This window comes from Enterococcus sp. HMSC076E04, assembly GCF_001814285.1.
Classification (GTDB): domain Bacteria; phylum Bacillota; class Bacilli; order Lactobacillales; family Enterococcaceae; genus Enterococcus_B; species Enterococcus_B lactis.
This window is the reverse complement of record NZ_KV815587.1, coordinates 123,989-138,047: the sequence shown is the minus strand read 5'-3', so window position 1 is coordinate 138,047 and position 14,059 is coordinate 123,989. Positions and strand designations below refer to the sequence as shown.

At 39.7% G+C, this 14,059-nt stretch carries 12 protein-coding genes; 10 read left to right on the top strand and 2 right to left on the bottom strand.

Going from position 1 to position 14,059, the window contains the following annotated elements:
* Window positions 1–131: 131 nt before the first annotated feature.
* The 5 genes from HMPREF2961_RS05840 to HMPREF2961_RS05820 all read left to right on the top strand — a co-directional run bounded on the left by HMPREF2961_RS05840 (window position 132) and on the right by HMPREF2961_RS05820 (window position 6,346).
* Complete coding sequence (locus HMPREF2961_RS05840; RefSeq protein ID WP_010727064.1) at window positions 132–1,535, top strand: 6-phospho-beta-glucosidase; 1,404 nt, start codon at window positions 132–134, stop codon at window positions 1,533–1,535.
* On the top strand, window positions 1,535–2,968 hold the full coding sequence (locus HMPREF2961_RS05835) for a 6-phospho-beta-glucosidase (protein WP_002336545.1): 1,434 nt from the start codon (window positions 1,535–1,537) through the stop codon (window positions 2,966–2,968). Before HMPREF2961_RS05840 ends, HMPREF2961_RS05835 begins: the two co-directional genes overlap by 1 nt.
* 144 nt (window positions 2,969–3,112) lie before the next feature.
* Entirely contained in the window at window positions 3,113–4,039 is a 927-nt protein-coding gene (trxB, locus tag HMPREF2961_RS05830) for a thioredoxin-disulfide reductase (RefSeq protein WP_002291688.1), read from the top strand.
* Window positions 4,040–4,252: 213 nt separating this feature from the next.
* Complete coding sequence (locus tag HMPREF2961_RS05825; RefSeq protein ID WP_002291690.1) at window positions 4,253–5,980, top strand: phospho-sugar mutase; 1,728 nt, start codon at window positions 4,253–4,255, stop codon at window positions 5,978–5,980.
* A gap of 15 nt (window positions 5,981–5,995) precedes the next feature.
* Window positions 5,996–6,346, top strand: coding sequence for an ArsR/SmtB family transcription factor (locus HMPREF2961_RS05820; protein WP_002316410.1), 351 nt, complete (start codon window positions 5,996–5,998; stop codon window positions 6,344–6,346).
* A gap of 83 nt (window positions 6,347–6,429) precedes the next feature.
* Here the strand turns inward: HMPREF2961_RS05820 and HMPREF2961_RS05815 are convergent, their stop codons facing one another.
* A complete protein-coding gene (locus HMPREF2961_RS05815) occupies window positions 6,430–7,290 on the bottom strand; it encodes a pyruvate, water dikinase regulatory protein (protein ID WP_002291694.1) in 861 nt (286 codons plus the stop codon).
* Between the two features lie 91 nt (window positions 7,291–7,381).
* Here HMPREF2961_RS05815 and HMPREF2961_RS05810 point away from each other — a divergent pair, with 91 nt between their 5' ends.
* The 3 genes from HMPREF2961_RS05810 (at window position 7,382) to HMPREF2961_RS05800 (ending at window position 8,621) form a co-directional block, all read left to right on the top strand.
* Entirely contained in the window at window positions 7,382–7,810 is a 429-nt protein-coding gene (locus HMPREF2961_RS05810) for a Fur family transcriptional regulator (RefSeq protein ID WP_002287322.1), read from the top strand.
* 161 nt (window positions 7,811–7,971) lie between these two features.
* Window positions 7,972–8,148: a 30S ribosomal protein S21 gene (rpsU, locus tag HMPREF2961_RS05805; protein ID WP_002287321.1), complete on the top strand. Its 177-nt coding sequence runs from the start codon at window positions 7,972–7,974 to the stop codon at window positions 8,146–8,148.
* A gap of 26 nt (window positions 8,149–8,174) precedes the next feature.
* Window positions 8,175–8,621, top strand: a complete 447-nt coding sequence (locus HMPREF2961_RS05800) for a GatB/YqeY domain-containing protein (protein ID WP_070704296.1) — start codon at window positions 8,175–8,177, stop codon at window positions 8,619–8,621.
* 155 nt (window positions 8,622–8,776) lie between these two features.
* On the opposite strand, the gene brnQ is transcribed toward HMPREF2961_RS05800, so the two are convergent.
* Complete coding sequence (gene brnQ, locus HMPREF2961_RS05795; RefSeq protein ID WP_002291696.1) at window positions 8,777–10,156, bottom strand: branched-chain amino acid transport system II carrier protein; 1,380 nt, start codon at window positions 10,154–10,156, stop codon at window positions 8,777–8,779.
* Between the two features lie 707 nt (window positions 10,157–10,863).
* On the opposite strand from brnQ, the gene HMPREF2961_RS05790 reads away from it, so the two are divergent.
* Together HMPREF2961_RS05790 and HMPREF2961_RS05785 are read left to right on the top strand one after the other, a co-directional pair.
* Window positions 10,864–11,835: a PhoH family protein gene (locus HMPREF2961_RS05790; protein WP_002291698.1), complete on the top strand. Its 972-nt coding sequence runs from the start codon at window positions 10,864–10,866 to the stop codon at window positions 11,833–11,835.
* 23 nt (window positions 11,836–11,858) lie between these two features.
* Window positions 11,859–14,051, top strand: a complete 2,193-nt coding sequence (locus HMPREF2961_RS05785) for an HD family phosphohydrolase (protein WP_002291699.1) — start codon at window positions 11,859–11,861, stop codon at window positions 14,049–14,051.
* The last annotated feature ends 8 nt before the right edge of the window (window positions 14,052–14,059 follow it).

Genomic DNA, 14,059 nt, shown 5'->3' with positions numbered 1-14,059 from the left:
GACAAGATATTTACAAAAATCCAGTAGAAAACACTAACTTTTGTAAATGTTACTGGAAAGAAACGAATTTCTATTGTTTGTTTTGTTTACAAAAAAGATAATAAAAGTGTAAAAAGCAAAGGAGTGAGAACATGGCAAAAGGAATCAAAATCGCTACGATTGGTGGAGGCAGCAGTTACACCCCCGAGTTGATGGAAGGATTTATCAAAAGATATGAGGAATTACCGATACGAGAAATCTGGCTCGTAGATGTAGAAGAAGGAAAAGAAAAGCTTGAGATCGTCAGTCAGATGTCTCAGCGTATGTGGGATGCTTCTCCGTATGAAGTCAAGATCTATGCAACTTTGGATCGGGAAGAAGCATTGAAAGATGCGGATTTTGTTACGACTCAGTTTCGTGTCGGTCAATTAGATGCACGAATCAAAGACGAGCGGATCCCTAGTTATTATGGGATGATTGGGCAAGAAACAAATGGTGCTGGCGGGATATTCAAAGCTTTTCGTACCGTTCCAGTGGTTTTGGCAATCGTTGAAGACATGAAGCGTTTATGTCCAAATGCTTGGCTGATCAATTTCGCGAACCCAAGCGGGATGGTGACAGAAGCAGTTATCAGATATGGCAAATGGGATAAAGTGATCGGATTATGCAATGTGCCAGTAATGGCGACGATGACAGAACCAGCAATGCTTGGCAAGAAAAAAGAAGAGCTGATCTACAAGTTTGCCGGTCTAAATCACTTCCATTGGCACAAAGTAGCAGATAATAAAGGAAATGACCGCACAGCAGATTTGATTGATCGTTTATACGATGAAGACAATGGATTGCCGAAAAATATCTTTGACATCCCGTTTTTCAAAGAACAATTAAAACAAATGAACATGATCCCTTGTGGCTACCACCGCTATTACTACCGTGAAGAAGAAATGTTGGAACATGCTTTAGAAGAATATCAAACGATTGGTACAAGAGCGCAACAAGTGAAAGAAACAGAAGCAGAGCTGTTTGAATTATACAAAGATCCAGAATTGGATCATAAACCTGAACAATTGCAAAAACGAGGTGGTGCTTATTATTCAGATGCTGCCTGTGAAACGATTGCTTCGATCTATGGAAATAAAGAAACACAGATCGTGGTGTCTACAAAGAATGATGGAGCTGTTCCTGATCTGCCGGCAGATTGTGTAGTAGAAGTCACTGCCTATGTTGGCGCACAAGGCGCACGAAATGTAGCGTTTGATTCCCTTCCTGCTGCTGAAAGAGGCTGGTTGCAAGTAATGAAGAATATGGAATTGCTGACGATCGAAGCAGCCGTGACTGGTGATTATGGAACAGCTTTACAAGCGTTTACGATCAATCCGCTTATACGATCAGGAAAGACAGCAAAACGGATCATGGATGAGTTGTTTATTGCACATCAGCAGTATTTACCGCAATTCAAGGAAACAATCAGCCGGTTAAAAGCAGAAGGAATCGAAGTCCAAGATGAACTGGCAAGAGAATTGTCAAGCAATACACATGTAATGGAGGAAGTATGATGGGATTCAGAAAAGATTTTTTATGGGGCGGTGCTACAGCAGCCAATCAATGCGAGGGTGGTTATGATGAAGGCGGACGTGGGTTAGCGAACGTAGATGTTGTGCCAATCGGAAAAGACCGTTTTCCTGTCATTACTGGAAAAAAGAAAATGTTTGAATTTGATAAAGATCATTTTTATCCAGCAAAAATTGCGATCGATATGTATCATCATTATAAGGAAGATATTGCTTTGTTTGCAGAAATGGGGTTCAAGACTTATCGGATGTCCATTGCTTGGAGTCGTATTTTTCCAATGGGCGATGAAAATGAGCCAAATGAATCTGGTTTGAAATTTTATGAGGATGTCTTTAAAGAATGTCAAAAGTACGGGATCGAGCCGCTTGTGACGATTACACATTTTGATTGTCCGATGCATTTGATCAAAGAATATGGTGCGTGGCGTTCTAGAGAACTCGTTGGTTTTTATGAAAATCTGTGCCGAGTCATCTTCAATCGCTATAAAGGACTTGTCAAATATTGGTTGACATTCAATGAGATCAATATGATCCTTCATGCACCATTCATGGGCGCAGGGCTGTATTTTGAAGAAGGAGAAAATGAAGAACAAATCAAATATCAAGCGGCACATCATGAGTTGGTTGCAAGTGCCATCGCAACGAAGATCGCTCATGAAGTAGATCCGGAGAACAAAGTAGGCTGTATGCTGGCAGCAGGAGCATATTATCCATACACTTGCAATCCTGAAGATGTTTGGGCTTCTAGAAAATCAGATCGAGAAAATTATTTCTTCATTGATGTCCAGTCACGAGGAGAATATCCCGCTTATGCATTGAAAGAAATGGAACGAAATGGCATTCAGATCAAAATGGAACCTGGGGATGCCGCATTGCTGAAAGAACATACTGTTGATTTTATCTCCTTTTCTTATTATTCTTCTCGAGTTTCGACTACTGACAACGAACTCTTGGAACAGACTGCAGGAAATATCTTTGCTTCTGTCAAAAATCCATATCTGGAAGCAAGTGAATGGGGTTGGCAAATTGATCCATTAGGCTTGAGAATAACGATGAATGATATTTATGATCGTTATCAAAAACCACTATTTATTGTAGAAAACGGCTTAGGTGCAGTCGATACGCCCGATGAGAATGGTTATGTGGAAGATGACTATCGAATCGACTATCTGGCAGCACATATCCAGGCAATGAAAGATGCAGTAGAATTAGATGGAGTCGATCTATTAGGCTATACGACTTGGGGATGTATTGATTTAGTATCAGCTGGTACAGGTGAGATGAAGAAAAGGTACGGATTCATTTATGTCGATCGTGACAACGAAGGAAATGGCACATTAGCCCGTTCGAAGAAGAAATCATTCAACTGGTATAAAAAAGTAATTGATTCAAATGGAGAAAATCTTTCGAATGATTGATCAATGATTTGTAAAAGTCTATTGTTTTTCAGCGGATTTTTCGAGTATAATAAAGCTATTCGAGAAACGCAAGCAGAACAATAGACTTTTTTTCGCATTGGCTGTAAAGTATGCTTACTTGATTAAGTAAAGGAGAATCTACATATGTATGATGTAATCGTTATTGGCGCAGGTCCTGCTGGGATGACTGCTGCTTTATATGCTTCACGTTCAAACTTATCCGTATTGATGATCGAACAAGGCGCCCCTGGCGGCCAAATGAACAATACGGCAGAAATCGAAAACTATCCTGGTTTCGATTCAATCATGGGTCCTGATCTAGCTTATAAGATGTATGAAGGTGTTTCAAGATTTGGGACAGAAAATGCTTATGGAATCGTGCAAGATATCAAGGATCACGGCAGCCACAAAGAAGTTATTTGTGAAGATAAAACTTACGAAGGAAAAACAGTCATTATCGCAACAGGCTGTATCCACCGTAAATTAGGCGTACCTGGCGAGGAAGAATTTGCTGGACGTGGCGTTTCTTACTGTGCAGTTTGTGATGGTGCGTTTTTCCGTAACAAACGTCTAGTAGTGATCGGAGGAGGAGACTCAGCAGTAGAAGAAGCCATCTATTTGACACAATTTGCTTCTGAAGTAGTCATCGTCCACCGTAGAGATGAATTACGTGCACAAAAGATCATCCAAGACCGTGCATTTGCGAATGAAAAAATTTCCTTTATGTGGGATACAGTCGTTGACGAAATCGTTGGGAATGAAATGGTAGTGACAGGTGTGAAAGCACGTAATGTCAAAACCGGCAATGAGTTTGATTTGGCAGCAGACGGAGTATTCATCTATGTTGGACTGGATCCATTAACTGCACCATTTAGAGAAGCAGGGTTGACGAACGAAGCTGGCTGGATTCCAACAGACAACGAAATGAAGACGAATATACCAGGCGTTTTTGCCATCGGAGATGTTCGTGAAAAAGATTTGCGACAAATCACTACTGCTGTTGGTGATGGTGGGATCGCTGGACAACAAGTGTATAAATACTTGGAATCTTTAGAAGAAACAACTGCATAAGTTTAAAAAGAGTGGAAGAACGGTTTCAATTGTTCTTTTACTCTTTTTTTTCGCGTGAAATCTACTGAATCCGATTTATGCGAATACTTGCAACCGTGCTTGATAAAAGAATCCTTTCTTGATTTAAGCGTTTTTTAGACCTCGTACTTTCATATCTAATAAGTGAATGCTATACTTATTAAGAACCATATTTCAGAAAGAGGTGTTATTTTCATGTCTTGGGAACAAGTGTATGAACAATGGGTACATGAAGAAAATTTAGAAGAAAACTTAAAAAAACAATTAAATGATCTGGGTGAAGATCCTGAAAAACTTGAAGATGCTTTTTATGCACCGTTGGAATTCGGTACTGCAGGCATGCGGGGAATCTTAGGGCCTGGGATCAATCGAATGAACATCTATACGGTAAGACAAGCAACAGAAGGACTTGCACGTTTCATGGATACACAAGGCGAAGAAACAAAACGCCGAGGTGTCGCTATCGCTTATGACTCACGCCATCAATCACCAGAATTTGCCATGGAAGCAGCCAAAACATTAGCACATCACAATATCCCATCTTATGTATTCGAAAGTCTACGTCCAACACCAGAGCTTTCTTTTGCAGTCCGTCATTTGAAGACGTTTGCGGGAATCATGGTAACCGCATCCCACAATCCAGCAGCTTACAACGGATATAAAGTCTACGGAGAAGATGGGGGACAAATGCCTCCTGCAGACGCAGATGCATTGACGAAATATGTCCGTGAAGTCAGCAATCCGTTAAAAGTTGAAGTATTATCTGACGAAGAAGCTGAACATAGCGGATTGATCACGATCATCGGAGAAGAAGTGGATGCCGCTTATCTAGAAGAAATCAAAGCAGTAACGATTGATCATGAATTGGTGGAAACAATGGGGAAAGATTTGAAACTTGTGTACACACCACTTCACGGAACAGGAAAAATGTTGGGCGAACGTGCGTTGAAACAAGCTGGATTCGAACAATTCGTACTAGTTCCAGAACAAGCTGTCGCAGACCCAGATTTCACTACAGTCAAATCACCAAATCCAGAAGAACACTCTGCTTTTGAGTATGCGATACGACTTGGCGAGAAAGAAGGCGCTGATTTGCTGATTGCAACAGATCCTGATGCAGACCGTTTAGGTGCAGCCGTTCGTTTGCCAAATGGCTCCTATGAAGTTTTGACCGGAAACCAAATCGGAGCACTGTTTGCTCAATATATTTTGGAAGCACACCAATCGCGAGGCACTTTACCTGAAAACGCAGCGGTATTGAAATCGATCGTTTCTAGCGAATTACCTACAGCAATTGCGGAACACTATGGGGCTACCATGTTCAATGTATTGACAGGATTCAAATTCATTGCTGAAAAAATTCAACAATTTGAAGAAGATCATTCCCATACTTTTATGTTCGGATTCGAAGAAAGTTACGGTTATTTAGTTAAACCTTTCGTTCGCGACAAAGACGCGATCCAAGCATTGCTCTTATTAGCAGAAGTAGCAGCTTACTATAAAAAACAAGGCAAAACGTTGTATGACGGCTTGCAAACGATTTTTGAAACCTATGGCTACTACGCAGAAAAAACGATTTCTGTGACAATGAGCGGACAAGAAGGCTCTGCGAAAATCTCTGCTTTGATGGAAAAATTCCGTGAAGAAGCACCAACAGAATTTGCCGGAGCAAAAGTCATCCAAACAGAAGACTTCAAAGAGTTGACGAGAACAAACCGTGAAGGAAATGTAGAAAAACTAACGACACCGCCATCTGATGTATTGAAGTATACGCTGGAAGAAAATGGCTGGATCGCTATCCGTCCTTCAGGAACTGAGCCGAAAATCAAGTTTTATATCGGTGTAAAAGGAAACTCTTCAGAAGACGCAGCTGAAAAAGTAGCCGCTTATGAAGCGATTATCCAAAAGATGACAGAAGAATAAAAAAACTTGAGACTGATGGAAAAAGTGGTAAACTTTAGAAGTCAGTCTTTTTTCAAGTTGGAGGTGAATGGATTGCCAGACACGCAAAAAACAAAAGTAGAGAAAGTCAGCCAACTATTCAAAATGTTGAGTGACCCCACTCGTCTCAAAATTCTGCTGTATCTGAAAGACGGGGAACAAAATGTGACAGCAATCACCCAAGCAGTGGAAATGGAACAATCTGCTGTATCGCATCAACTGCGTTTATTAAGAGAAAACCATGTCGTCAAGTCCCATCGTGAGGGAAAAGCGATTTTGTATAGTCTTGATGATTCTCACGTACTGGATATTTTGAACCAGACACTCAAACATGTGGAACATCAATAACGATAGGTGCAAATAGAGACAAACTGGACTGTGTCAACGAATCTTCTTCGCTGACACAGTCCAGTTTTTTTAAAGAAAAATTGTTAGTCTGTTTCTTCGGTGGTTTCAGTTCCATAATAACTATGGTCTTCTAGGTCTAAAGCATTCAAAATAAGCGAAGCTGTTTCTTCAATAGATAAAGAAGCGACATTGATTACTACGCAGCCCAATTTTTCATAAAGATCATTCGCAAAATCGAGTTCAGCTCGTATTTTTTCGATATCGGAATAAGCAGTATCAGGATTTAATCCGTAAGAGCGCATCCGTTCTTTACGGATATTGTTTAAAATATCTGGGTTATTCGTCAGTCCCACGATTTTTTTAGGATCGATCTCCCAAAGCTGTTTGGGAATATGTGCTTGTGGGATCAAAGGTAGATTGGCAACTTTTAAATTTTTGTTAGCTAAAAACAAGCTCAAAGGCGTTTTGGAAGTTCGGGATACGCCTAGCAAAACGACATCTGCTTCTAGAAACCCACGAGGATCTTTCCCGTCATCGTATTTTACAGCAAATTCCATTGCTTTGATCCGTTTGAAATAGTTCTCATTCAATAAATGAAGGGCGCCAGGTTGCCGAATGGGCTTGATACCAGTTAAGCGCTCGATTTCTGATATCGGCGGAGTCATCACATCAAAACTAAATAATTGATGTTCTTCACAAAAAGAACGCGTCATCTCGATCAATTCTTGATTGATCAATGTGTGCAGGACAAGAGCTTTTTCTTCTAGTGCATCTTGCAGTGCCTGCATCAATGTTTTCTCATCTGTCACAAATGTTCTGCGGAATAAATTGAACTCAACGCTAGGATATTGGGCCATAGTGGCTTGCGCTAATTTTGTCGCAGTTTCTCCAGCAGAGTCGGAGATGACAAAAAAAGTAACGATTTCTGTAGAATCGGAAGACATGGATAAAACCTCACTTGCATTTTTTTTATGTTTATTATACCATACTCTAGAATGTGTACTTCGTAATCATTTTGATTTGGAGGAATAAGTCATGAAAAAACAGACATTGATCGAACAATCACTAGAAACATTGAAAAATAACGGTTTTAAATATACTAAAAAAAGAGAAGCATTGTTAACTTATTTAGTGAAGCGCAATCGCTACGTATCAGCTAAAGAAGTTTTTGACTATATGAATCAGGAATTCAAAGGAGTAAGTTACGATACGATTTATCGAAATCTCCATGATTTTGCAGAAATCGATTTACTGGAAGAAACCGATTTAAATGGAGAGATGAAGTTTCGTTTTCATTGCTGTCAAGGGGAAATCGGCCATCACCATCACTTTATCTGTACGGTGTGCGGAACAACGAAAGAAATCCATATGTGTCCAATGAATTATTTCGAAGAACAGCTCGGTGGATGTACGATCGAAGGGCATAGATTCGAGATTTTCGGAAGATGTGAAAATTGTCAATAAGGATTTAAATAAAATAACATTTGATAATTTTAAAAAAAAGCAAGATTTCCTTGACGGTCAAAACAGCATTAGATATAATATTTACAGGACAGTCTTGTTTTTTGAGATATATTTCAATAACAATTACGGTTACTTTTTAAGCTCGGAGGGAGGGAATTAACATGTCAAAAACAGTCGTTCGCAAAAACGAATCACTTGACGATGCTCTTCGTCGCTTCAAACGTTCCGTGTCAAAAGCGGGTACTTTACAAGAATCTCGTAAACGTGAATTCTACGAAAAACCAAGTGTAAGACGCAAGAAAAAATCTGAAGCAGCTAGAAAACGCAAAAAATTCTAGTTCTGTGATGAATTGGAGTTGGTAGTGTGTCACTACTAAGTAGATTAAACGATGACATGAAAACAGCGATGAAAGCGAAAGATAAGGAATCTTTACAAGTCATCCGAATGATCAAGTCATCTATACAAAACGAGCAGATTAAAGAAGGTCACGACTTGACAGAAGAAGAAGAATTAACGGTGCTGTCTCGCGAAATGAAACAGCGACGTGATTCTTTGCATGAGTTTGAAGAAGCAGGACGTGACGATTTAGCTGAAAAAGTAAAAAGTGAAATTGTGATAGTCGAAAAATACATGCCGGAACAACTTTCCGACGAAGAAATTCGACAACTTGTTCAAGAAGCAATCACACAAACTGGTGCTTTATCAATGAAAGAATTTGGCAAAGTCATGGGTGCGATCATGCCTAAAGTCAAAGGAAAAGCAGATGGAAACCAAGTAAATGCCATTGTGAAAGAACTATTACAATCTTAATTTTATCATTTAAACTGCGGACAATCATTGTCCGCAGTTTTTTTGTGCTCGTAAAAAAGAAATCTAAAAAATAGCTAGACGAAAGAATAGGATTCTTTCATCTAGCTGGTTTTTTCCTGTTTAATATTTCTTATGTTAAATTGTGTTTGATCTGGTTATTCTTCTGGTAGTTCATTTGCTTCTTGTTTGTACCCTGATAGGCGATAGGCGTAATAGAAGAGTAAGCTGCCAGCGTAACCAAGTAACGTTGGGACCATCCAGCCAAGTCCTAATGCAGCAAAAGGAACGTGATGATGATAAAATTCGAGCATGCTTGCTACAACTCTTTGTTGACTCACTAAAGCAGGCGAATTTGCCAGCATATCCAATACGGCGGGAACAGCAGCAAACAACATCGTTACTTGATAGACAAATGGTGTCTTTTGGAAAAATTTTGCTGTTAAGGAAAGCAAGATCAACGCAAGCGACAATGGATACAAAAGCATCAATACTGGTAAAGACCATTGGATGATATTGTCCAAACCAGCATTTGCAACGACAAAAGAGACGAAAGTCGTTAACCGCAGCCATGTCATATAACTGACTTTAGGGAACAGTTTATGGAAATCTTGTGCAAAAGAAACAACGAGTCCCATAGCGGTAGTGAAGACACCTAATGTGACCATCACTCCTAAGAAGCTAGCGCCGAAGTTACCTAAATAAAAATTAGTGATCTGAGAAAGTGCAGTTCCGCCATTTTCTGATAAAGACATCTTATTCAAACTCATCGCACCGAGAAGAACAAGACCAAAATAGATCATGACTTCTAGCGCAACGCTCAGGCTACCAGCTTTTGCTGTTAATTCTGTGACTTTTTTATCTTTGAAACCAAGGTCACGGACTGCATGGACAAAAGTGACACTTAAGGCAAGCAAGGCTACTGCATCAACCGTGTTATAACCTTCTAGGACACCATTTGTTAAAGCGTTTGTTTGGTAAGTATCTGCAGCAGATTGATTTAGATTTCCCATTGGGTGGAATAAAGAAACGACAAAAATGATTGCTAATAATGCAAGAAACAAGGAGTTTAGATACTTTCCGACGTATTTGACCAACCGTGTGGGATGGACAGTAAGGAAATAAGCAAGTAAAAAGAAAAGAGCAGAGAATAAAAACATACCTAATGAATTATATTTTTCAGGCAAAAATGGTTTAGCAGCCATTTCAAAAGCAGTAGCAGCTGTCCGTGGTGTACCGAAAAATGGTCCGATCGTCAAATGAACAAGGATTAAGAACAAGGCAGCATACCATTTTCCGACAGGTTTAGCTAAGTCATACAGACCATCACTTTTTGTCACTACTACAGCTAAGATAGCTAGTAATGGGAAAAGAGCGCCTGAGATGGCAAATCCTACGCCAGCACTGACCCAGTTTGCGCCAGCCATTTGACCTAAGTGGACAGGAAAGATTAGATTACCTGACCCGAAGAACATCCCGAAGATAAGTGAACTGACCATCAATAGTTGTTTCCATGAATAAGTTTTTGTTTCTTCCATAAATTTTTCCTCCAATAATTATCATTTTGATTGACGATATAGACGTTGCAGCAATTAGTAATGCCACTAATATCAGATTCCATGAAAACCACCACCTTAAAATATAAAAAAAAGCCCTTTTCCACTTGGGAAAAGGGCTCTAGATTCTAGAACGGTACCACCTTTTTTCGCTTAAAAAAGCTTCTTCATTCACGGACGCTTTTTGATAAAGTTATCCGCTAGCCTGATAATGGAGGCAGCCACAATGATCTACGTTTTCGACATTGACTCGGAAATGATGTTCGTCTATTCGATTTATTGTCATTTCTCACTTACATGACTCACTGGGAATAAATCGTTGAATAGCCTACTGTTTTCCTCGACGCTTTGCTGTATGTTTATTTGTTGACGTAATAATACACCTGTTTTTTTTGAAATGCAAGAATATTTTAACTATTTTGTTTTCTTTTTTTGAAACAAGAAAAATACCTAGAGAATACCTGCTGAATGAAACGGAATATTTTGTTCTCCACTTTCATATAACTTACATTCTCAGATTCTTTTTATCAAAACGAGACCTTTAGCGAATGAAAAACGGCTATTTTTTAACGTTTCTTGGTACGTATGGTTAAGCGACTCTTTTACAACCTTTTCTTATTTGCTATATAGTTTCTTCTGAGTATGGTAAAATAGGAAAGAATGAATCGAAAAAAAGGGGATGTCTATTTTTGACGGAAGAGTCTAGTTCTTTAGAGATTAGATTGACAGCTGCTGATGATGTCAGCATGCTTTTAGGTGCACACGACAAGCATATAAAACTGATCGAGGAAACAACGGAAACAACCATCCATACACGTGGAGAAATCATTCAGATCATTGGTGAACAATCCCAGATTTCCTTGGCTGCCTCAGTCATTCGGACATTACAGGAATTGATCAAACGAGGAATCCACGTAAGTACACCAGATGTTGTGACGGCATTGAAAATGGGGCAAAAAGGTACATTAGATTATTTTGTTGAGATGTATGAGGAAGAGATCGTCAAAGACCGTAATGGAAAACCTATACGGGTAAAAAACAGCGGTCAAAAGAAATACGTTGAATCGGTAGCCAAACATGACATCGTATTTGGTGTAGGGCCAGCCGGAACAGGGAAAACGTTTCTTGCCGTAGTATTAGCAATTGCTGCCTTAAAAAAAGGCGAAGTGCAAAAAATCATTTTGACACGGCCCGCTGTGGAGGCAGGGGAAAACCTAGGCTTTCTACCCGGGGATCTGAAAGAAAAAGTGGATCCTTATCTGCGGCCTGTTTATGATGCTTTATACCAAATTTTTGGATTGGATCATACGAACCGATTGATGGAACGAGGCGTGATCGAAATCGCACCTTTAGCTTACATGCGGGGGCGGACATTGGATGATGCATTCGTTATCTTGGACGAAGCACAAAACACGACAGTCGCTCAGATGAAAATGTTCTTGACCCGTCTCGGTTATCAATCAAAAATGATTGTCAATGGGGATACAAGTCAGATAGACTTGCCTCGAGGGACGACAAGTGGTCTTGTTCATGCAGAACGAACACTAAAGCAAATCAAAAAAATCGATTTTGTTAATTTTGAAGCAAGTGACGTTGTTCGGCACCCTGTAGTTGCCGAAATCATCAAAGCTTATGAAAAGGCGGATCTTCATCAAGAATAAGCTTTGCTTAGGAGGATAAGCACATGTTGAATAAAACACTGCAGAAACTACAAGAAAAACTCGGAAAGGCAGCATTGCCTTTCCTTCTGTTCTTGTTTTTTATCATTGTCTGCGGCGTTACATTTAGTAGTGTCAAACAAAAGGCCAATGATTTTAGAGAAGGCCAAGTAGCAGAAGAGAGTATCCGTGCGAATAAAACGATCGAGAACACGGAAGAAACCGAACAAAGAAGAAAACTGGCAGCAGAAGCAGTGACTCCAGAATATACTTATCAAAAAGATCTGGCAGATGACCAGAACAATCGGATCAAGCAATTATTCGAATTGATCGATAAGACGAATGATACCATCAACAAATCTTATAATGACAAGGTAGATAAGGCGAAGGAAGATGAAAATATCCCGAAACCTACTACAGAAGAGCGGATTGCTACACTGAAGAAAAATTTTGAAAACGTGAATGCAGAAAACGTTGCGTTTTACCAAAAACTGCCGAACAATTTTTATTCGACGATATTTGAAATGACTGAAACGGAAATTCACACGGTTAGGGATGAAAGTTTGAAGCTCATTGACGAACAGATGAGTAAACAAGTTCGTGAAAGCGAATTGGAAGCTTTTAAACAAGAAGCAGAAGATCAGATTCAATATTTGAATGTCACAACAGAGCAGCAACAAATGATTCGCTACTTAGTGGATCAAGGCATTGTAGTCAATGATGTATTGAATGAGAAAAAGACAGAAGAATTAAAACAATCTGCACGAGAAGCTGTACAACCAGTGATGATCTTCCAAGGAGAAATCATTGTTCGCGAAGGAAATCAAATTGATGCTTCAGCGATGAAAAAATTGGAATTACTAGGATTGACGAATCAAACGACTTCGATTTTCCCACTCATTGCCATGGTTTTAGCTGTTTTGCTTCAAATCGGTGTACTGATTTATAATTCACTCCAATTTCAAAATGCAGGAGAAAGAACAAAATACGTACTTTTCTACGTGACAGCAATGTCAGTCAGCGTCGTACTAATGAAATTTTTCCAACTCTTCCAAACAGAACAAGCTGCTTATATTCCGCTGTTTTACCCCGCGGCTTTTGCTCCACTTGTTTTAAGCTTTTTCTTGAATCGAAGAGCAGGGATCATGGCTGGTATTTTCCAAGCAGTATCCGCACTTTTCATTTTTTATGATTCGATTGGCACGAACTTTCTGACAGTTATTTTGATGTCCTATGTATTTTCTGGTCTCATGGCAACGATCGTCAGACGCAAACGGATCTCAGAACAAGGGTTATCCGCTGCTATGTGGGTCATTATTTTTCCTGTGATGATGGATGTCATTTTGATTATCTACCAAGGAATGAGCTTTGGGGATGCAACGACTTGGTTAACGCTAGTCTGCGGATTCACAGGTGCATTGTTCTCATTCTTGCTGACGATAGGTCTGCACCCCTATATTGAATTGATGGTCAATGATGATAGTGTGATCGTATTAAATGAACTCAGCAATCCTAATCATCCTTTATTGAAACAGTTGCTGGAAGAAGCACCAGGTACGTATCACCATAGCATGATGGTAGCCAATCTAAGTGCTAATGCTGTAGCAGAAATCGGTGGACGTTCTTTACTAACTCGAGTAGCTTGCTATTATCATGATATCGGCAAGATCAAACACGCCAGCTTTTTCGTTGAGAACTTGCCTTCAGGAGCGGAAAATCCGCACAATTTCTTATTGCCAGAAGACAGTAAACATATTATCTTTGGACATGTGACAGATGGTGCCAAAATATTGGAAGATTATAATATGCCGCAAATGGTGATCGATATTTGCAGACAGCATCATGGAACCACGCTGATGCGTTATTTCTACGTTAAGGCAAAGGAACGCAACCCGGAAGTCACGGAAGAGCAATTCCGTTATCCTGGACCAAAACCTCAAAGCCGTGAAGCAGGAATCGTCAATATAGCTGACAGTTGTGAAGCGGCAGTACGGGCAATGGACCATCCAACGAGCGAAAAAATCGAAAGTTTTGTCCATAATCTTATAGAAGAGCGTATTTCCGATGGACAATTGGACGACAGTGGATTGACGTTAAAAGAAATCCGTAAAGTAGAAAAATCATTGATCAGCGGTTTAAGCAGTACCTTCCATTCTCGGATCAAATATCCTAAAATGAAATCGGAAGTTGAGAAGATAAAAGAAGAACAAGAAGAATAGCAAGAAGA